The sequence below is a fragment of the Halomonas sp. BC04 genome, from assembly GCF_000568385.1.
The window spans coordinates 1-19,768 of sequence record NZ_AZQX01000194.1 but is presented as its reverse complement, the minus strand read 5'-3'; the positions used below and the strand labels follow the sequence as shown (position 1 = coordinate 19,768).

At 64.3% G+C, this 19,768-nt stretch carries 15 protein-coding genes and 1 pseudogene; 10 read left to right on the top strand and 6 right to left on the bottom strand.

The window, feature by feature from the left end:
- The coding region (locus tag Q427_RS13800; RefSeq protein WP_043514821.1) for an ATP-dependent DNA helicase at window positions 1–1,394 on the top strand (1,394 nt) is incomplete at its 5' end.
- On the opposite strand, the gene Q427_RS13795 is transcribed toward Q427_RS13800, so the two are convergent.
- Entirely contained in the window at window positions 1,388–3,214 is a 1,827-nt protein-coding gene (locus Q427_RS13795; RefSeq protein ID WP_442905493.1) for a monovalent cation:proton antiporter-2 (CPA2) family protein, read from the bottom strand. The two genes, Q427_RS13800 and Q427_RS13795, sit on opposite strands and share 7 nt — an antisense overlap.
- Before the next feature lie 129 nt (window positions 3,215–3,343).
- Window positions 3,344–4,621, bottom strand: coding sequence for a hypothetical protein (locus tag Q427_RS13790; protein WP_043514816.1), 1,278 nt, complete (start codon window positions 4,619–4,621; stop codon window positions 3,344–3,346).
- 203 nt (window positions 4,622–4,824) lie between these two features.
- Here Q427_RS13790 and Q427_RS13785 point away from each other — a divergent pair, with 203 nt between their 5' ends.
- Window positions 4,825–5,004 carry a PLDc N-terminal domain-containing protein gene (locus tag Q427_RS13785; protein WP_043514813.1) on the top strand — a complete coding sequence of 60 codons (180 nt, stop codon included), beginning with the start codon at window positions 4,825–4,827 and terminating at the stop codon, window positions 5,002–5,004.
- A 73-nt stretch (window positions 5,005–5,077) separates the two neighbouring features.
- Here Q427_RS13785 and Q427_RS13780 read toward each other — a convergent pair whose 3' ends face one another.
- Both Q427_RS13780 and Q427_RS13775 read right to left on the bottom strand, forming a co-directional pair.
- Entirely contained in the window at window positions 5,078–5,626 is a 549-nt protein-coding gene (locus Q427_RS13780) for a GspH/FimT family pseudopilin (protein WP_051496374.1), read from the bottom strand.
- Between the two features lie 142 nt (window positions 5,627–5,768).
- Window positions 5,769–6,032 (bottom strand): PP0621 family protein, encoded by a 264-nt coding sequence (locus Q427_RS13775; protein ID WP_043514811.1) that lies wholly within the window; start codon window positions 6,030–6,032, stop codon window positions 5,769–5,771.
- Between the two features lie 240 nt (window positions 6,033–6,272).
- On the opposite strand from Q427_RS13775, the pseudogene Q427_RS13770 reads away from it, so the two are divergent.
- A pseudogene (locus Q427_RS13770) lies at window positions 6,273–7,903 on the top strand (NAD+ synthase).
- A 55-nt stretch (window positions 7,904–7,958) separates the two neighbouring features.
- Here Q427_RS13770 and Q427_RS13765 read toward each other — a convergent pair.
- Window positions 7,959–8,780 carry an outer membrane protein assembly factor BamD gene (locus Q427_RS13765; protein WP_043514808.1) on the bottom strand — a complete coding sequence of 274 codons (822 nt, stop codon included), beginning with the start codon at window positions 8,778–8,780 and terminating at the stop codon, window positions 7,959–7,961.
- Window positions 8,781–8,900: 120 nt separating this feature from the next.
- Between Q427_RS13765 and rluD the strand changes: the two genes are divergently transcribed.
- The 5 genes from rluD (at window position 8,901) to ilvN (ending at window position 16,208) form a co-directional block, all read left to right on the top strand.
- A complete protein-coding gene (rluD, locus tag Q427_RS13760; protein WP_043514806.1) occupies window positions 8,901–9,860 on the top strand; it encodes a 23S rRNA pseudouridine(1911/1915/1917) synthase RluD in 960 nt (319 codons plus the stop codon).
- Window positions 9,857–10,612 (top strand): peptidoglycan editing factor PgeF, encoded by a 756-nt coding sequence (gene pgeF / locus Q427_RS13755; protein ID WP_043514803.1) that lies wholly within the window; start codon window positions 9,857–9,859, stop codon window positions 10,610–10,612. Before rluD ends, pgeF begins: the two co-directional genes overlap by 4 nt.
- Window positions 10,613–10,868: 256 nt before the next feature.
- On the top strand, window positions 10,869–13,451 hold the full coding sequence (gene clpB, locus Q427_RS13750; RefSeq protein WP_043514801.1) for an ATP-dependent chaperone ClpB: 2,583 nt from the start codon (window positions 10,869–10,871) through the stop codon (window positions 13,449–13,451).
- A gap of 541 nt (window positions 13,452–13,992) precedes the next feature.
- Window positions 13,993–15,717, top strand: a complete 1,725-nt coding sequence (locus tag Q427_RS13745; protein WP_043514799.1) for an acetolactate synthase 3 large subunit — start codon at window positions 13,993–13,995, stop codon at window positions 15,715–15,717.
- Window positions 15,717–16,208 (top strand): acetolactate synthase small subunit, encoded by a 492-nt coding sequence (gene ilvN, locus Q427_RS13740; protein ID WP_043511804.1) that lies wholly within the window; start codon window positions 15,717–15,719, stop codon window positions 16,206–16,208. The genes Q427_RS13745 and ilvN overlap by 1 nt, the downstream gene beginning before the upstream one ends.
- A 49-nt stretch (window positions 16,209–16,257) precedes the next feature.
- Here ilvN and ilvY read toward each other — a convergent pair whose 3' ends face one another.
- Entirely contained in the window at window positions 16,258–17,145 is an 888-nt protein-coding gene (gene ilvY, locus Q427_RS13735) for an HTH-type transcriptional activator IlvY (protein ID WP_043514797.1), read from the bottom strand.
- Between the two features lie 178 nt (window positions 17,146–17,323).
- Between ilvY and ilvC the strand changes: the two genes are divergently transcribed.
- Entirely contained in the window at window positions 17,324–18,340 is a 1,017-nt protein-coding gene (ilvC, locus tag Q427_RS13730) for a ketol-acid reductoisomerase (protein ID WP_043511806.1), read from the top strand.
- Window positions 18,341–18,489: 149 nt separating this feature from the next.
- Complete coding sequence (pssA, locus tag Q427_RS13725; RefSeq protein ID WP_043514794.1) at window positions 18,490–19,368, top strand: CDP-diacylglycerol--serine O-phosphatidyltransferase; 879 nt, start codon at window positions 18,490–18,492, stop codon at window positions 19,366–19,368.
- Window positions 19,369–19,768: the final 400 nt, after the last annotated feature.

Genomic DNA, 19,768 nt, shown 5'->3' with positions numbered 1-19,768 from the left:
GCCTGCCGGCGGCGCGCCAGGCGGCGGTGACCCGGGGCTGGCTTGAACGTGAGACGCTGCGTGAGGTGGCGCTAGCCCATGAGGTCTGTCCCTACTACCTGGGCCAGGAGCTGGCGCGCTGGTGCGATGTGACGGTGGGGGACGTGAACCACTACTTCGATGCTGGCGGCCTGCTGCATGGCCTGGCCCAGGCCAACGACTGGCGGCTGGCGCTGCTGGTGGATGAAGCCCATAACCTGGTGGAACGGGCCCGGGCCATGTACAGCGCCGAAATCGACCAGCGGCGTTTCAGCCGGCTGCATCGCTCGGCGCCGCCGGCACTGGTTCGCCCCCTGGGGCGAGTGGTGAGGCAGTGGCAGGCGCTGGTTCGCGAGGCCGAGCCGTTACCGGAAGGTGAGCCGGGGCGTCCGGCCTACCGCATCCTGGATGGGCTTCCCGACAAGCTGGTGGGGGCGCTGCAACTGCTGGCCGCCGCCATCACCGATTACCTGGGCGAGCACCCGACCGGTGCGGATCCGGAGCTGCAGGAGCGACTGTTCGAGGCGCTGGCCTTCTGTCGCCTGGCCGACTCCTTCGGCGACCACTCGCTGTGCGACCTGACATGCCATGGCAGAGGCCACGCCGTCGTCGGACTGCGCAACCTGGTGCCGGCCGACTTCCTGGCACCGCGCTTCACTGCGGCCCGGAGCAGCGTGCTCTTCTCGGCCACCCTGAGCCCTGCCCACTACCATCGCGACCTGCTGGGCCTGCCCGATGGGAGCGCCTGGCAGTCGGTGTCGTCACCCTTCACCAGCGACCAGCTGGCAGTGCGCATCCAGGGCGCCATTTCGACGCGGCTGCGGGACCGGGCTGCCTCCATCGAGCCGATCGTCGCCGAACTGGCAGGGCAGTACCGGCAACGCCCGGGCAACTACCTGGCCTTCTTCAGCAGCTTTGCCTACCTCGATACCGTGCTGGCCCGCCTGCGTGAGGCCCATGCCGAGATACCCGCCTGGGCCCAGACCCGCGGCATGCAGGAAGCCGACCGGGACACCTTTCTGGCGCGCTTCCGGCCTGGCGGGCAGGGTATCGGCTTTGCGGTACTGGGCGGCGCCTTCGCCGAAGGCATCGACCTGCCCGGAGATCGGTTGATCGGTGCCTTCATCGCCACCCTGGGGCTGCCCCCGTTCGACCCCTTCAACGAAGCGCTCAAGGCCCGGCTGGAGCGCCGCTTCGGCTGCGGCGACGACTATGCCTATCGTATCCCCGGCCTGATCAAGGTGATCCAGGCTGCCGGCCGGGTCATCCGGGGGCCGCAGGACCGAGGCACGCTGGTGTTGATCGACGACCGCTTCGGCCATCACCAGTTTCGCAGCCTGCTGCCGTCCTGGTGGCGATTGCAGCCGGTTCAGTGAGGCCGGGGCGGGATCTCCTCCACCCGGGTGGCGATATCCTCGTCGGCTTCGTAGAGCGCCTCCAGCTCCCGGGCCGCCTCCTGGATGGTCTGGATCTGTTTCTTCTCGTTGCCGAACACCGCCAGCTGGCGCATCAGCGCCTCCTCGTCATGGGGACGGAAGGTGTCGATGGTGTGCTGGGCCTGGTCGGGAGGGATACCCAGGCCGACCAGGGCGTCGCGGGTCAACTCCAGGCTGGCGGGCAGCAACTCGCGCACGATGTGGATGACGCCGGCTCGCATCAGCAGGTGGGCGTGGTAGCGGTTGCGTGCTCGGGCATAGAGCTTGAGGTGGGGGAACTGTCGCCTTGCCTGCTCGACGATGCGCATGGACGCCTCGGGGTCGCCCACCGCCACGACCAGTACCCGGGCCTTGTCGGCGCCGGCGGCCTTGAGCAGGTCGATGCGCGAGGCGTCGCCGTAGTAGACCTTGTTGCCGTAGCGCCGTACCACCTCGACCTGCTCGGCATTGATGTCGAGCACGGTGTAGGGGATCTTCAGCCCCTGCAGGGCGCGCCCCATGATCTGGCCGAAGCGTCCGAAGCCCGCAATGATGATCTGGGGTGATTCGTCCCGGGGACTGTCGTAGGTGGGCTTGGCCCGGGAGGGCGCAAACAGCCGACGCAGGCCATGGACATGCAGCTGGAAAAGCAGCGGCGTGACCACCATGGAGAGAGAGATCACCAGGATCAGCAGGCTGACCAGTGCCTGGTCGAGCAGAGCGGCGGCGGCTGCCGCTGAGAGCAATACGAAGCCGAATTCACCGCCCTGGGAGAGCAGCACGGCGAGGTTGGTAGCCTCCTTCCAGCTGCCCCCATAGAGCTTCGTTGCGACCAGCAGGCTCAGTGCCTTGAGCAGCACCAGCCCGAGGGTCAGACCGAGCACGACCAGCGGGATCTCCGCCAGCAGGCCGATCTCCGCCATCATGCCCACGGCCATGAAGAACAGCCCCAGCAGCAGGCCGCGGTAGGGCTCGATGTCGGCTTCGATATTGTGGCGGTACTCCGAGTCGGCGAGCAGTACGCCGGCAATGAAGGCGCCCAGGGCCATGGAGAGGCCGGCCAGCTCCATCAGCAGGGCGGCACCGATCACCACCAGCAGGGCGGTGCCGGCGAAGACCTCGCGGCTGCGAGTGGCGGCGGCATAGTGGAACAGCGGTCGCAGCAGGAAGCGTCCTCCGAGGATCAGCCCGGCGAAGGCCCCCGCGGCGAGACTCACCTCGCGCAGCAACGGTGCGGCGCCGTTGGTCATCAAGGCATCCGCGGCAAGCAGGGGAACGATGGCCAGTACCGGGATCGCCGCCAGGTCCTGGAACAGCAGCAGGGCGAAGGCGTGGCGCCCGTGGCGCGTCTGCAGCTCCTTGCGTTCACCAAGCAGGTGCAGGACCAGGGGGGTGGAGCAGAGCCCCAGGCTGAAACCCACCACGATGGCCGCGGCGGGCGACAGCCCCAGCCACCAGGCAGCCAAGGTGAGCACCAGAGTGGTGACGCTGACCTGGAGGCTGCCGAAGCCGAATACGGCCTTGCGCATCACCCTGAGACGCGAAGGCTTGAGCTCCAGGCCGATTACGAACAGCAGCAGGACGATGCCCACCTGGGAAAACTGCAGTACGCCCTCCGCATCCGGTACCAGGGCCAGCACCGAGGGGCCGATGACCACCCCGGCGGCCAGGTAGCCGAGGACCTCGCCGAGCCCCAGGCGCTTGAACACCGGTACGATCAGCACCGCCGCGGCGAGAAAGATCAGCACATTGATCAGCAGTCCGCTGGCCAAGGAAGACACCTCCGAGATGACAGGGGGAAGGGCATTCTACCCGAGGGGGTGTTCAACACTAAACAAGAATGAAGCAAGAAACGGGCCAGATGGCCGATGAAAGGGGAGCGGTCGGTGGCCGACCAGGCCATGCCGGGGTCAGCGGCCGCTGCCGCCGCGGGAGAGTGTCTCAAGGACGTTGACGCCGATGAAGCCAGTCAGTGCGCCGGTCAGAAAGGCGCCCGCCTCGGTGGCCACCACGACCCCCGGGAGCCCCAGGTAGCCGACGCCGAGCACCCCGGCGACATAGGCGATACTGGCCACCAGGAGGCCTTCGACAAGCCGCCGCCGGGTCAGCGCCTGGCGGGCGCCTTTGATGAAGCGGCGCCCATATCCACCCAGGGCACCCCCGACCAGGGCGGCGAGGATCGGTCCCCAGGGGAATTGCTGCTGGATCACGATTTCACTGCTCAGGCTGCCGGTAAAGGCGCTGACGGTAATGGGGGCCAGCCCCGAGGAGCGCAGACTGAATGAGGTCGTGGCCTGGCCCGGCGCGAAATGCGCCGCCCCGGTCTCGAGTCGGCCACCGCCGTCGAGGGTCAGGGCGACATCGGTGGGCTGCTCCGTGGGCAGCGGCATGCCGTGAGGCGCCAGCCGTACCAGGGTCACTTCGACGTTTTCCAGGCCCAGCCCCAGCACGCGGCGCGATGCCGGACGCAGTTCGAGGCGGGGCAGTACCTCGAGCTCCAGGTTGACGTCGGAGATGGTGGATCTGACCTCCAGGGTGGGGTTGGGGGTGGAGGGCAGGAAGCTCAGTCGCAGAGTCTGCTCGTGGGCCAGGCCGGGGCCGTCGATGCGAAGGGGGGGCAGCGTGTCTTGAATCGTCAGCCCCCTGAGCCGGATGCGGACTTCGACCGGGTGCTCCAGCTCGAGCCCGGGGGCGAGTCGCTCCTCCGATGGCTGCAGCCCGAAGATCAGTTCGGTGTGGTAGGCGCCGCTCAAAGGGTTCCAGACGGCCGGAATCGGACTGGCCGCCAGGGTCAGGCGCAGCCAGACGGCGGTCAGTGGCGACGGCTCGTCGACCGCACGATCAGCGGTTTCGGTGTCGGGCAAGGGTGACGGGATGACCAGGCCATTCGGCAAGGCCAGCGGCTCATTGGAGGTGATCCGCAGGGTTTCGATCTCGTCACTCTTGATGACGAAGGGGCGGGATTCAGGTGTGGCCAAGCTGATCCGCCCCTGCTCCTGACGGGGCTGTGTCAGCTCGGTGATATCCTCGCCTTGCAGGTCGGTGATCCTGAGTCTCTCCACCGTCTGGTCCCAATCGAGCAGGAGGCGCTCATCCGCCGAAGATGGCGTTGCGCTGGCGCCTACCGCGATGGTCAGGAGCGAAAGGAAGATGATCGTGAGCCAGTTGACATTGAGGTGCAGCGTCATGCGATGCCTGCGATCTTGACTCGGCTGCGCTCTGGTGAGACAAGGGTCCCTGATGCCATGGCATCGGGAGGCGTGTCTCGCTGCCGCCGCAGAGTGGTTTGAGGCGTGGCGATACTCACTTGCAGTATAGTCCAGTGGCGGCCACTCCCATGACGGTGGTGGCCTGAGCAAATGTGCGACTCATCGAGCAAAGGAGATGTCTGATGGGAATCGAGGTAGGCGGTCTGCTAGGCCTTATCTGGCTGATTATCGTGGTCTGGGCCATCGTCAAGGTGGCGAAGAGCCCGGCCGGCCCGGTGGCCAAGCTGCTATGGATCATTGTGCTGTTGCTGTTCCCGCTGGTGGGGTTGATTGTTTGGCTGTTGATGGGCCCCAAGGGTTAGGTTCTGCCCCAAAGCTGGTTGCGCCTTCGCTTGTCGACTTTATTTCAGGCAAAGCCGAAATATTCGAGTTTTCTCAGCAGGTCGCTCCGGTCTCCACCCGCACGCGGCCGAAGTTGCTGACAACCACCTTGGCACCGGTGTCGTATCGGCCGCAGATCGTGAAGGTGCCGTTGTGCCCGGCGGGCCGTCCCAAGGGGCCGTAGCGCACCGGCCGACCATCCTGGCGATAGCTGAGCGAGACGACACGGCTGTCGTCGAGAATCCGGAGCACCTCGTCGCTGCCGATACTGCCCCCCTCGGCCCGGCCCCGGATTATCACCAGCGGTGCCGTCCAGTCTTTGTTGTTGCAGCTCAACTGGTCGTGGCTGGGGCAGACGGTGACGGTGGCGCGGCGGGCGATGGCCGCATTGCGGGCCAGCGCCAGTGCGGTCTTGAGGCGCATCACTTCGGCCGATACCTCTTGGCGAGCGCTCAGTGTCTGGAAGGCGGGAATGGCCCAGCCGAACAGCAGGGCCATGACCGTAATGGCGACCAGCAGCTCGACCAGGGTCAGGCCGCGCTGGTCGGCCAGAGAAGAGGGGCCGCCGAGCAAGGCGGCGCCGATTGGGGCGTCCGTGCGCATGGTGTTCTCCCGGAGTGAAATCCCTTGTTACATGGGCTTTTTCACTCTAGTCGGGACTGGCGACGGTTCTGTAAGCGATTTCTGACAGAGTGTGTAGGCATCCTGCTGAACGGGCCGTATGCGAATGTCGGCAGTGGTGCGCTTACTCCTCGGGCTTCTGCTCCTGCAGGTAGCGGTCGCGGTGGGCGCTGGAACAGAACCACTCGCCCCGGTCGCGCAGGGCCTCGGTTTCCGGTACGTGGACCTGGCACCAGCGGCAGCGAACCATCTGGCCACCCTCCTGGCGCTTGTCATCTTCCAGCAGTTCCTCCTGGTTGAGTTTCCACTCGCGGTACATGCGGTAGAGTTTGAGGCCGGCGAAGAACAGCACGGCGAAGATGATCAGACGAATGAGCAATAGATTCATCCTTTTCTGGCTCCCTGGTGAGAGGGTGTCTACTAAGCTAATACGTCAGCCATGGGATAGTGAAACCATGCGAAACGTGCTTGTTAAGACGCACGGAAGTTCTTGTTTTTCGTCTGGTTTCGCCTTGCCAGGCTGTCGCTCGTGGGTTCGTAAACTCCCTCTGGGGCTAGCGGCTTTGCCAGCCGGACCCCCTTGCGGGACAATATGAATACATTGGATTCTCAAGAGATTTCTACGCCCATGCAAGACTTGACGCTGGTAATGGCTCAGTTGGACCCGCTGGTGGGGGACATTCCCGGCAATGCCGACCGGGCCATCGAGGCCGTTCGTGAGGCACGTATCGAGCATGGTGCCGATATCGTGGTGTTTCCCGAGCTCTATCTCAGCGGTTATCCGCCGGAAGATCTGCTGCTGCGGCCTTCCATGGAGACCCGCTTGCGCGCAGCACGTTCCCGCATGGCCGCCAAGGTGGTACGCGACGTGCTGGTGATCATCGGCTACCCGGGGCGCCGGGAGGGGAACGGCTACAACCTGGCGGGACTGCTCTACAACGGCGAATGGCTCGACGAGTACGCCAAGCAGGTGCTGCCCAACTATCAGGTGTTCGACGAGCGGCGCTACTTCGCCACCGGCGAGCGGAGCCTGGTCATCGAGCACAAGGGGGCGAAGCTCGGCCTGTTGATCTGCGAGGACCTGTGGGATGGCGCACCCGTGCGGACGGCCCGCGATGAAGGCGCCGAGATCCTGATTACCCTCAATGCTTCGCCCTACCATCAGGACAAACCGGCCGAGCGCCTGCGCCTGCTCGAGCAGCGTGCCGCCGAGGTGGGGTTGCCGGTGGTGTACGTCAACACCATCGGCGGGCAGGACGAGCTGGTGTTCGATGGTGGTTCGGCCTGCGTGGATGGCAGTGGCGCCTTGCGCGTATTGGCCCCCTACTGGCAGGCGGGCCTGATGCCGGTCCAGTTCGTGCAGGAAGCGGGGCGGTGGGTGCCGCAGGAGGGGGAGATCGAGCCCCCGGAAGCGCCGGAAGAGAGCCTCTACTGTGCCCTGGTCAGCGGCCTTCGCGACTACGTCAACAAGAGTGGTTTCGATGGCGTGGTGATGGGGTTGTCCGGTGGCATCGATTCGGCCTGTCGTTGGCCATCGCCGTGGATGCGCTGGGCCCGCAGCGGGTGCAGGCGGTGATGATGCCTTATCGCTATACCGCCGATATCTCCCGGGAGGATGCTGCCGAGCAGGCTCGGCTGCTGGGTGTCGGCTACCAGGTCCTGCCCATCGAGCCCATGGTCGATGCCTTCATGGAGACCCTGGCCGATACCTTCGCCGGTACCCAGCGGGATACCACGGAAGAGAACCTGCAGTCGCGCTGTCGCGGTGTGCTGCTGATGGCGATCTCCAACAAGAAGGGGCTGATGGTGCTGACCACCGGCAACAAGAGCGAGATGGCGGTGGGCTATGCCACGCTCTATGGCGACATGGTCGGGGGGTTCAATGCCCTCAAGGATGTCTACAAGACCTGGGTCTATCGGCTGGCCCGCTGGCGCAATACCCAGTCACCGGCGATACCCGAGCGGGTCATCGATCGCCCCCCCTCTGCCGAGCTTGCGCCGGACCAGAAGGATAGCGACTCGCTGCCCGACTACGATGTGCTCGATGCCATCCTGATGTGCTACATAGAGGGTGACATGAGCGCGGAGGCGATCATCGAGGCTGGCTACGATACTGATGACGTCTATCGAGTGGTTCAGCTGGTCGACCGTTGCGAGTACAAGCGGCGTCAGGCGCCGGTAGGGGTGCGGGTGACGCCACGGGGCTTCGGTCGCGACCGTCGCTACCCCATCGTCAACGGCTGGCAGCCGGGCGAGTAGGGCGAAAAAAACCGCGATGAGCCCATCGCGGTTTTTTTTTATCCCAGGCCGTGGCTCAGGCCGATAGTGCCTGGGCGCTCACATGCTGCGGGCGGAAGGTACGGCCGCGCAGGCGCTCGTTGCCCGGGTCGTTCTCGATCAGCACCTGCAGTACTTCACGGGCGCGGTCGCGCATGTCGAGGCCCAGGTAGCCCTCGACCATCACTGCCAGGGCATCACGGGTGGCTTCGGCCTCGGGGAAGTTCTCGACCACCCAGCGGCCGCGCTCCACGGCTGCCAGGTAGGCACCCTTGCGCAGATAGAAGTCGGCGACATGGAGCTCGTGTCGTGCCAGCAAGTTGCGCAGGTAGATGATGCGCTGCTGGGCATCCGGCGCGTACTCGCTGTCGGGGTAGCGGCTGACCAGTTCGCGGAAGTCGGTATAGGCATCCCGCGAGGCACCGAGATCACGCTTTGAAATGTCGATCAGGCGCAGTCGCTCCAGGCTGAACCGGCCTGCCTGCCAGGAGGAGAGTCCGCGCATGTAGAGCGCGTAGTCGGCCTGTGGGTGGGTGGGGTGCAGGCGAATGAAGCGGCTGGCTGCGGCGCGGGCGGCTTCCCAGTCATTCGTCTCGTAGTAGGCGTAGATCAATTCAAGCTGTGCCTGTTCGGCATGACGGCCGAAGGGGAAGCGGGTATCGAGCGCCTCGAGACGAGAGATCGCCGTGGTGTGGCGTCCTCTTTCCAGAGCCTCCCGGGCCTCTTCGTAGAGCTCTTGTTCGGCGACGCCGGCGAACTCGTCCTCGTCGTTCGAGCCTGACCTGCCGGCGCAACCGGTGACCAGGGCAGTGGTCAGCAGCAGGGCGACAAGGCGTGTAGCGATGGTGGAAACGCGCATCCTGATCCTCGTGTCTAACATCCCGTGTCGGCCATGGTAGGATTGGCCGTAACCCGTCCACTATAAAGCACCTTGCGTGAAAACGCAGTCCTCCGGTGCCTGCCCAGCGATAGCCCCTATATGCCCCAGATTTTGGAAGCCCAGCAACGAGTGCCCGTTTCCCTCGCCGGAGCCCGCCTGGACCAGGCTGCATCCGAGCTCTTCGCCGACCATTCCCGCGAACGGCTCAAGGGTTGGATTAAGCAGGGCGCCCTGACGGTCGACGGGGAGCCTGGCAGGCCCAAGGACAAGGTGGCCGGCGGCGAGTGGCTGCGACTCGTGGCCGAAATCGAGGACGACACCCGCTTCGAGGCCGAAGATATTCCCCTGGACGTGGTTCATGAGGACGACGAGTTACTGGTCATCGACAAGCCGGCGGGGCTGGTGGTCCATCCGGCAGCGGGCAATCCCGACGGCACCCTGCTCAATGCATTGCTGCATCACTGCCCCGCCCTCGCCATGGTGCCCAGGGCGGGCATCGTGCACCGCCTGGACAAGGACACGACCGGGCTGATGGTGGTCGCCAAGACCTTGACCGCCCAGACCGCGTTGGTCGATCAGCTGCAGTCGCGCACGGTCTCGCGTGAATACGATGCCGTGTCGGTGGGAGTGATGACGGCCGGGGGCACCGTTGACGCGCCGATCGGTCGCCACCCCAAGGATCGCAAGCGCCAGGCGGTCAACGCCAATGGCAAGCCGGCGGTGACCCACTATCGCGTGGTGGAGCGGTTCCGCGCCCATACCCATGTGCGCTGCCGGCTCGAGACCGGGCGCACCCACCAGATTCGCGTCCACCTGGCCCATCAGCGCTTTCCCCTGATCGGCGATCCGGTCTATGGCAGCCGTCTCAAGCTGCCGCCGGGAGCCAGCGAAGGCCTCAAGGAGCTGCTGCGTGGTTTCCCTCGCCAGGCGCTCCATGCCCGCAAGCTGGCCTTCGTCCATCCCGGCAGCGGTGAGCGAGTCGAGTTTCGTGCCGCCCTGCCCGATGATCTGCTGATGCTGATCGACTATCTCCGCGACGACCGCGAGGCGATGCTATGAGCGATGCCCCTCACCTGCAGCCCACCCTGATCGAACCGGACTGGCCGGCCCCCGTGAGTGTCGGCGCCTTCGTGACCACTCGGGAATCCGGCCCCAGCCAGGGGGATTTCGCCAGTTTCAACCCGAGTGACAGGGTGGGTGATAACCCCAATCATGTGGCGCTCTGCCGCCGCCTGCTGGCGGATGAGCTCGACAGTGACAGGCCGCTGCTGTGGTTGAACCAGGTACATGGGGCCCGGGTGCAGGCAAGCTACTCCGAGGCCATGCCCGAGGCCGATGCCGCCGTGGCCTTCGATTCAAGCTACGCCTGTGCGGTACTCACCGCCGACTGCCTGCCGGTGTTCTTCTGCAATCGCCAGGGTACCCGGGTCGGTGTGGCCCATGCGGGCTGGCGCGGACTGGCCGGCGGCGTACTGGAAGCGTCGGTGGCGGCGCTGGGCGTGCCGCCGGAAGAGGTGATGGCCTGGCTGGGGCCGGCGATCTCCAATGCCCAGTTCGAGGTAGGCCCCGAGGTGCAGCAGGCCTTCACCGGGGTCCATCCCGAGGCCGAGGCAGCCTTCGATCCGAGCCCCTATCGCCTGGGTCATTTCATGGGCGACCTCTACAAGCTGGCCAGGCTGCGGCTGGAGCGACTCGGCGTGTCGCATGTCAGCGGCGGCCACTTCTGTACTGCCTGCGAATCGCGCTTCTACTCCCATCGTCGTGATAACGGCAGGACGGGGCGGATGGCCAGCGTGATCTGGCTAAGGTAAGTGAGGAGTCTGTCGGACGTGACGTTGATCGACTGCGAGATCCGGTCAAATCCGACAGGCTCCTGGGTGTTAACGGGCGCCTTCCAGGCGCGCCGCTCTCTGGCATAGCCTGACCTGTGTCAAGCTAAAAATCCCTTTCCCTGGCAGGCGACTTGAAAGCTGGCCCCTCTGACTCCATTGATACTGTCAAACGCGATATGACAGGGCCAAGCGGTGCGTCCAAGCAGCGCCGCCACCCCGATGGAGGAGTGACCGAATGCGATTCGACAAGTTTACCGGCAAGCTGCAGAACGCCGTGGCTGATGCTCAGTCCCTGGCCGTGGGCCGAGGACACAACCAGCTCGACCCCGGCCACCTGCTGCTGGCGCTGCTCGATGCCAGCGACACCGGCGTCAAGGCGCTGATACAGCGAGCCGACGGCGACCCTGCTCGGCTGCGCGACAGCCTCGTGGGCTATCTCGACGACCTGCCCCAGGTCAGCCAGTTCGAGGGGGAGGTGCAGCCCTCCCGTAACTTGATCAAGCTGTTCAACCTCACCGACCGCGAGGCGCAGAAGCGCGGTGACCAGTACATTGCCAGCGAGCTGGTGCTGCTGGCGGCGCTGGAAATGCGCCATGGCGTGAGCAAGCTGCTGACCCAGGCCGGCGTGACGCGCAAGTCCCTGGAGACGGCCATCGACAGCCTGCGGGGTGGCGAGCGGGTCGATGATCCCAATGCCGAGGAACAGCGCGAGGCGCTGGAGAAATACACCCTGGACCTCACCGAGCGGGCCGCCAGCGGCAAGCTCGATCCGGTTATCGGTCGCGACGACGAAATCCGTCGCACCATCCAGGTACTGCAGCGTCGCACCAAGAACAACCCGGTACTGATCGGCGAGCCCGGCGTTGGCAAGACCGCCATCGTCGAGGGTCTGGCCCAGCGCATCGTCGACGGCGAGGTGCCAGAGGGACTCAAGAACAAGCGCGTGCTATCGCTGGACATGGGCTCGCTGCTGGCGGGTGCCAAGTTCCGCGGTGAATTCGAGGAGCGGCTGAAGTCGGTGCTCAAGGAGCTCTCCCAGGAGGAGGGCCAGGTCATCCTGTTCATCGATGAGCTGCATACCATGGTCGGCGCCGGCAAGGCCGAGGGTGCCATGGACGCCGGCAACATGCTCAAGCCGGCGCTGGCCCGCGGTGAGCTGCACTGCGTGGGTGCCACCACCCTGAATGAGTACCGCCAGCATATCGAGAAGGATGCCGCGCTCGAGCGACGCTTCCAGAAGGTGCTGGTGGAGGAGCCTTCCGAGGAGGACACCGTGGCGATCCTGCGCGGGCTCAAGGAGCGCTACGAGGTCCACCACGGCGTCGACATTACCGACGGTGCGATCATCGCCGCGGCCAAGCTCTCGACTCGCTACATCACCGACCGGCAGCTTCCCGACAAGGCCATCGACCTGATCGACGAGGCCTCGTCTCGCATTCGCATGGAGCTGGACTCCAAGCCCGAGGAGATGGACCGCCTCGACCGCCGGCTGATCCAGCTCAAGATGGAGCGTGAGCACCTCAAGAAGGAGACCGACGAGGCCTCGCGCAAGCGTCTGGAGAGCCTGCAGGCCCAGATCGACGAGCTCGAGCGGGAGTACGCCGACCTCGATGAGATCTGGAAGGCCGAGAAGGCCAGTATTCAGGGGGCGGCGCAGTACAAGGATGAACTGGACAAGGTGCGCACCGACCTGGAACAGGCGCGCCGCCAGGGGGATCTCGCGCGCATGTCCGAGCTGCAGTACGGGGTGATTCCCGAGCTGGAGCGAAAGATCGCCGAGAGCAGCGAGGCGGAAGCCGATACTTCCCGCCACCAGCTGCTGCGCTCCAATGTCACCGAGGAGGAGATTGCCGAGGTGGTGTCGCGCTGGACCGGCATTCCGGTTGCCAAGATGCTGGAGGGCGAGCGCGACAAGCTGCTGCGCATGGAGGAGTCGCTGCATGAGCGGGTGATCGGTCAGGATGAGGCGGTCACCGCCGTGGCCAACGCCGTGCGCCGTTCTCGAGCGGGTCTCTCGGATCCCAATCGTCCCAACGGATCCTTCCTGTTCCTTGGCCCCACCGGGGTGGGCAAGACGGAGCTGTGCAAGGCGCTGGCCAACTTCCTCTTCGACACTGAGGAGTCCATGGTGCGCATCGACATGTCGGAGTTCATGGAGAAGCACTCCGTGGCACGGCTGATCGGTGCGCCTCCCGGCTATGTCGGCTACGAGGAGGGGGGGTATCTCACCGAGGCGGTGCGCCGCCGGCCATACTCGGTACTGCTCCTCGACGAGGTGGAGAAGGCCCATGCGGATGTGTTCAATATCCTGCTGCAGGTACTGGAGGACGGTCGCCTGACCGATGGCCAGGGCCGCACCGTGGACTTCCGCAATACCGTGATCGTGATGACCTCCAACATGGGCTCGGACATCATCCAGCGCATGGGCGGCGATGACAGCGACTACGAGCAGATGAAGGAGATGGTCATGGCCGTGGTCGGCGACCACTTCCGGCCGGAGCTGATCAACCGCATCGACGAGGTAGTGGTGTTCCACGCCCTCATGCAGGAGCAGATCCAGGCCATTGCCGGCATCCAGCTCGATCGCCTGCGCGCCCGGCTCGCCGAGCATCAGCTGGAACTGGACGTCAGTGACGAAGCCCTGGCCCAACTGGCCGTGGTGGGCTTCGACCCGGTCTATGGCGCCCGCCCGCTCAAGCGGGCGATCCAGAGCCGCATCGAGAATCCGCTGGCCCAGGACCTGCTGGCGGGCAAGTTCCGCCCCGGCGATGTGATTCGCGTCACCGTCGAGAACGGGAAATTGTCGTTCAACACCTGACACAAAGCGTTACGCAGTTGGCCGGCCATGGGGTTGGCAACTGGCTACACTGAATACAGGTTGCGTCCTGTAACCCCCTTGCCCGCCCGCCCTTTGCTGGCGGGCTTTTTTATTCGAAATCTTGCGGAAACTCCCGCTCTTGGCCAGCAAAAGTCGCTTGGCGGTTGACACTGCTGCGACGCTATTGGAATCTTGTCCGTTCCTGATTTGCGGGCGCGGACTCTGCGGGCAACCCCCCACTACCGCGTGACGGGTAGGCCATGTTGCCTCTACCCGCCGAAGGACTACCGGGACCGGGCCAACCGCCCGTCCTGGCCAACGCCCCCGACGCGGTTAACCGCCGTGAAGGGACCCGATGATTTTTGTCGCGAGCGCAGCAATAAATCAGGGGTCCCGAATGAGAGTGCAGGCCCCAACAGGGCCAATTGCCAGGGTTTGGCATCAGGTGCCGGCGTATCCGGCAGCGACATACCGTCGCACTCGAACCCGTGCCCGTCGAAGGGCGCGGATCGCACTCGAGACCTCCAGGGGAGAAACACACGTGGAACTGCTTTCCGGCGCGGACATGATTGCCCGATTCCTGCAGGATGAGGGCGTCGAATATATATACGGCTATCCCGGTGGTGCGGCGCTGCACATCTACGATGCGCTGTTCCGCCAGGACAAGGTCAAGCACATCCTGGTGCGCCATGAACAGGCGGCGACCCATGCCGCCGACGGTTATGCCCGGGCTTCGGGCAAGCCGGGCACGGTGCTGGTGACTTCCGGCCCCGGTGCCACCAATGCCGTTACCGGCATTGCAACCGCCTACATGGACTCGATACCCATGGTGGTGCTGTGCGGTCAGGTGGCCAGCCACCTGATCGGCGAGGACGCCTTCCAGGAGACCGACATCATCGGCGTGACGCGGCCCATCGTGAAGCACAGCTTCTCGATCAAGCACCCGTCCGAGATCCCGGAAGTGCTCAAGAAGGCCTACTACCTGGCTTCTACCGGCCGCCCCGGCCCGGTGGTGGTGGACATTCCCAAGGACATGACCGCCCCCACCGAGCGCTACGAGTACGTCTATCCCAAGAAGATCAAGATGCGCTCGTACAACCCGGTGGCCCGTGGTCACACAGGCCAGATCAAGAAGGCCGTCGAGCTGATGCTCAAGGCCAAGCGGCCAATGTTCTACACCGGCGGCGGTGTGGTCACCGGCCGGGCCAGCGAGGGGCTCACCGACCTGGTCAAGCGATTGGGCTATCCCATCACCACGACGCTGATGGGCATCGGCTCCTATCCGCAGAGCGATCGTCAGTGCCTGGGCTGGCTGGGCATGCATGGCTCCTATGAGTCGAACATGGCCATGCACCATGCCGACCTGATCATTGCCATCGGGGCTCGCTTCGACGACCGGGTCACCAACAACACCTCCAAGTTCTGTCCCACGGCCAAGATCGTGCACGTGGACATCGATCCCAGTTCGGTTTCCAAGACCGTGCGTGCCGACGTGCCCATCGTCGGGCCGGCGGGTAGCGTGATCAACGAGATGATCAGCCTGCTGCAGGGCAAGGAGGTCGAGCATCCCGAAGCGCTCGGCGAGTGGTGGCAGAAGATCGAAGGCTGGCGCAGCGAGCGGTCGGGCAAGCTCTACGAGCCTTCTCAGTCGGGCGAGGCGCTCAAGCCCCAGGAAGTGATCGAGGCGCTCTGCGAGGCCACTCGCGGCGAGGCGTACGTGACCACCGACGTGGGGCAGCATCAGATGTTCGCGGCCCAGTATTACAAGTTCGACAAGCCCAACCGTTTCATCACCTCCGGCGGGCTCGGGACCATGGGCTTCGGCTTTCCTGCGGCCATGGGCATCAAGCAGAACTTCCCCGATGAGCAGGTGATCTGCGTCACCGGCGAAGGCAGCTTCCAGATGATGATGCAGGAGCTGTCGACCTGTAAGCAGTTCGGCGGTGGCGTGAAGATCGTCAACCTGAACAACGCTTCGCTGGGCATGGTGCGTCAGTGGCAGGATCTCAACTACAAGTCGCGTCATGCGCACTCCTACATGGAATCGCTACCGGACTTCAGCAAGCTGATCGAGGCATATGGCTTCACCGCGCTGCGGGTGGAGACGAAGGATGAGCTCGGCCCGGCGCTCGAGCGTACCTTCGCCGACAACCATGAGCTGGTGTTCCTCGACGTCATCGTCGACCCGCGCGAGCACGTTTATCCGATGCAGGTGCCCCTGGGCTCCATGCGTGACATGCTGCTTTCCAAGACGGAGCGGACCTGATGCGTCATATCATCTCGATTCTGATGGAAAACGAACCGGGCGCTCTGTCGCGGGTGGTGGGGCTGTTCTCGCAGCGAAACTTCAACATCGAGACGCTGAACGTGGCGCCCACCGAGGACCCGTCGCTGTCGCGGCTGACCGTGACCACCGTGGGCGATGACCGGGTGATCGAGCAGATCACCAAGCATCTCAACAAGCTGATCGACGTGATCAAGCTCGTTGACCTCACCGAGGGCAACCACATCGAGCGCGAGCTGATGCTGGTGAAGGTCAAGGCCCTGGGAGCGGCCCGAGACGAGGTCAAGCGCACGGTGGATATCTTCCGCGCGCAGATCGTCGACGTGACGCCCAGCCTCTACACCGTGCAGATCACCGGCGATGCCGGCAAGCTGGATGCCTTCCTTCAGGCCATGGGGCCGGTGGGCATTCTGGAAGTGGCGCGGACGGGGGTTTCCGGTATCGCACGAGGCGATAAAGTCCTCAGCCTCTGATTCTGACTGTTTGAAGCGTTCAGCCGCCCTTCGGGGCGGCTTTTTCGTTTCAGCGCTCCACGACCTCGTCCCACAGTGCCTGGATCAGCGGGCTCTTCAGGCGGCGATTGAGCACGCACAGCCCGACGTCGTAGTGGGGTAGCTCCGGCTTGACCGGGAGCACCCTGACGCGTTCGACGAGGGGGCTGTTGTCGAGCACGATCTTCGGCACCACGCCGACTCCGAAGCCCAGGCCGACCATGCTGACGATGGCCTCGTGGCCGGCGACCTGGGCATAGATGCGCGGGGCGACGCCCAGGGCCTTGAACCAGGTGTCGGCGTACTCCCGTGACAGACCCGCTTCGGAGAGGATCATCGGCACGTTCTGCCACTGTGTGGCAGAGGGGGATTCGGGGGTGCCGGGGATCCAGTCGGCCTGGGCGGCGGGGGCGATGAAGACCAGTGGCGAGCGAGTCAGGGACTTGAAGGCCAGAGGACTCGGTACGCCGCGTGGCCTCGGGGTGATCGCCATGTCTTCTTCGCCGTCGAGTACCCGTGACATGGATTCGGCGGGATCGCCGGTATGCAGCTTGAGCTCGATTCTTGGGTGGCGCAGTCGAAAGTCGCTGAGCAGATCGTAGAGGAAGCTGTAGCTGGCGGTGACCGAGCAATAAATGCTGATCTCACCGGCGAGTTCGTCGGCATGCCTGCTCAGCGTGTGGCGCAGCACCTCCCACTGCGCCAGGGTATCCCTGGCGTACTCCTGAAAGATCAGGCCCTGGGGGGTCAGGGCCACGTGGCGGTTATCGCGCTCGAACAGCGGTACTTCCAGGTTCTGCTCCAGTTGGCGGATGGTGCGTGAGAGCGTGGAAGGGCTGACGTGGCAGAGCTCGCTGGCACGACCGAAGTGCAGCGTATCGGCCAGGGCGAGAAACTGCTTGAGGGGGCGCATGTCCATGGTTTGATTATTTCATATTCCGGCATGTCGTGTTGCAAATATAGCGTTTTACGCAATGTCAGTGCTGGCGTAAGGTGACGGCATCGGATGGCAGGATGCCCAGTGCCGCAACAGACGGCGCGGGTGGCCATCAACGCTGACACCTCAACCCTTCGGTCAACCACTTCAGGAGCACATCATGCGCGTGTATTACGACAAGGATTGCGATCTCTCCCTCATTCAAGGCAAGAAGGTGACCATCGTCGGGTATGGCTCCCAGGGCCATGCCCATGCCAACAACCTGAAGGAGTCGGGCGTCGATGTCACCGTCGCCTTGCGTGCCGGCTCGTCCTCTGCCGCCAAGGCCGAGGCCGCCGGCCTCAAGGTTTCCGGTGTGCCGGAGGCCTGCAAGAGCGCCGACGTCGTCATGATCCTGGCGCCGGACGAGAACCAGAAGGCCATCTACGAGAACGAGGTCGAGCCGAATCTCAAGCAGGGGGCCACCCTGGCCTTCGCCCACGGCTTCAACATTCACTACAATCAGATCGAGCCGCGCAAGGACCTGGACGTGATCATGATTGCGCCCAAGGCCCCGGGCCACACCGTGCGCTCCGAGTTCGTCAAGGGTGGCGGTATTCCCGACCTGATCGCCATCCACCAGGATGCCTCCGGTACCGCCAAGGAGCTGGCGCTCTCCTACGCTGCCGGTGTCGGCGGCGGCCGCAGCGGCATCATCGAGACCACGTTCAAGGATGAGACGGAGACCGACCTGTTTGGCGAGCAGGCGGTACTGTGCGGTGGTGCGGTCGAGTTGGTCAAGGCCGGTTTCGAGACCCTCACCGAGGCAGGCTACGCTCCGGAAATGGCCTACTTCGAGTGCCTCCACGAGCTCAAGCTGATCGTCGATCTCATGTATGAGGGCGGCATCGCCAACATGAACTACTCCATCTCCAACAACGCGGAGTATGGTGAGTACGTGACCGGCCCCGAGATCATCAACGAGCAGTCGCGTGCGGCGATGCGCAATGCACTCAAGCGCATCCAGACCGGCGAATACGCCAAGATGTTCATCAATGAAGGCAACAGCAACTATCCTTCGATGACCGCTCGCCGTCGCCTGAATGCTGAGCACGACATCGAGCAGGTCGGTGCCAAGCTGCGCGGCATGATGCCGTGGATTGCTGCCAACCAGCTGGTGGACAAGTCCAAGAACTGAGCCTCGGCTCGTCTGGACCACCTCAAGGGCGCGGGCTTCCGCGCCCTTGTCGTATCAGAAGGTAGCCGTGGCACTTTGCGCTTCGGTGACAGCGTGTAGAATGAAGTCATCGCCTTCGGGCGACTCCATTCTGGCAACGGACGAGATGAATGAGTCAGGATCCCCGCAATACCGAGCATGGCCCTCATGAAGAGGGTGACGAATCCGGCCCGAGCGAGCACGAACGGCTCCCTCCTGCCGAGGAAGATCTGGCTGCCGCTTTCGTTCGCGAAACGGAGGTTATCGAGGAGTCCATTGAGGATGGCAAGAAGGTGAGGCGCAGGGGAATCTATCTGCTGCCCAACCTGTTCACGACTTCGGCGCTGTTTGCCGGCTTCTTCTCCGTGGTGGCCGGTATCAATGGCGACTTCACTGCGGCGGCGGTGGCCATTTTCATTGCCATGGTGCTCGACGGCCTGGATGGGCGTGTCGCCCGCATGACCAATACCCAGAGTGCTTTCGGTGCCGAATACGACAGCCTTTCCGACATGGTCTCTTTCGGCGTGGCCCCGGCATTGGTCGCCTTCACCTGGATTCTGCAGGACATCGGCAAGACCGGCTGGGTGGTGGCCTTCCTCTACGTGGCCTGTGCCGCCCTGCGGCTGGCACGCTTCAATGTGCAGGTCGGCAGCGTTGACAAGAAGTGGTTCATTGGCCTGCCCAGCCCATCGGCTGCCGCTTTCGTGGCGGCAAGTGTCTGGACCTTCCACAGCTTCGATGCCGATGCCGTCGGGTTCAAGATTCTGATGCTGCTGGTGGTGGCTGCTGCCGGCGTGCTGATGGTCAGTAATATCCGCTACTACAGCTTCAAGGAGGTCGACCTCAAGGGGCCGGTGCCTTTCGTGGTGCTGCTGGCCATCGTGCTGGGTTTCGTGGTGATCTCCATGCAGCCCTCGGTAATGCTGCTCCTGCTGTTCGGTGCCTATGTCGCATCCGGGCCGACCCAGGCGATATTGCGCAAGATGAAGCAACCCACCGCTACTGGCTGAGCCTGTCCTGTCCACAGCCGCTCGCTCGGAAGCGCCTGTGGATGGGCGTTTCGGGCGGGCCGTGAAATTTTGCGACGAAAGTCCTTGCAGCGGCGACGCTCAGCCCTTAAAGTACGCATCCGCTGCCGGCAACGGGCAAACGTTACCGGCGGTAGAAGTGGAGAAAGTGCTTGTTTCTGTTTGGTTTTTTCGGATCGGCTAGTGAGATTCGCGATTGACAGGAGCGCCGGAGACGGTAGAATGCACGCCACGCTGAAGGCAGCCGGCGGTACCGGCGCTTCGATGGCAGCCTCACCCCGGTGAGGCCAGCGAAGAGAGTTGACAAGCTCAGCCGATTCAGTAGAATACGCCTTCCTCGCAGGGCGCTGGCGAGGCCGCTGACAGAGTCAGCCGCCACGAC

What these genes read in the sequence shown, in the direction of transcription:
- Q427_RS13790 (WP_043514816.1), bottom strand. Translation starts at nt 4,621, where the DNA reads ATGACGCTGCACCTCAATGTCAACTGGCTCACGATCATCTTCCTTTCG.
- Q427_RS13775 (WP_043514811.1), bottom strand. Translation starts at nt 6,032, where the DNA reads ATGAATCTATTGCTCATTCGTCTGATCATCTTCGCCGTGCTGTTCTTC.
- Q427_RS13780 (WP_051496374.1), bottom strand. Translation starts at nt 5,626, where the DNA reads ATGCGCACGGACGCCCCAATCGGCGCCGCCTTGCTCGGCGGCCCCTCT.
- rluD (WP_043514806.1), top strand. Translation starts at nt 8,901, where the DNA reads ATGCCCCAGATTTTGGAAGCCCAGCAACGAGTGCCCGTTTCCCTCGCC.
- ilvY (WP_043514797.1), bottom strand. Translation starts at nt 17,145, where the DNA reads ATGGACATGCGCCCCCTCAAGCAGTTTCTCGCCCTGGCCGATACGCTG.
- pssA (WP_043514794.1), top strand. Translation starts at nt 18,490, where the DNA reads ATGAGTCAGGATCCCCGCAATACCGAGCATGGCCCTCATGAAGAGGGT.
- ilvN (WP_043511804.1), top strand. Translation starts at nt 15,717, where the DNA reads ATGCGTCATATCATCTCGATTCTGATGGAAAACGAACCGGGCGCTCTG.
- Q427_RS13765 (WP_043514808.1), bottom strand. Translation starts at nt 8,780, where the DNA reads ATGCGCGTTTCCACCATCGCTACACGCCTTGTCGCCCTGCTGCTGACC.
- pgeF (WP_043514803.1), top strand. Translation starts at nt 9,857, where the DNA reads ATGAGCGATGCCCCTCACCTGCAGCCCACCCTGATCGAACCGGACTGG.
- clpB (WP_043514801.1), top strand. Translation starts at nt 10,869, where the DNA reads ATGCGATTCGACAAGTTTACCGGCAAGCTGCAGAACGCCGTGGCTGAT.
- Q427_RS13785 (WP_043514813.1), top strand. Translation starts at nt 4,825, where the DNA reads ATGGGAATCGAGGTAGGCGGTCTGCTAGGCCTTATCTGGCTGATTATC.
- ilvC (WP_043511806.1), top strand. Translation starts at nt 17,324, where the DNA reads ATGCGCGTGTATTACGACAAGGATTGCGATCTCTCCCTCATTCAAGGC.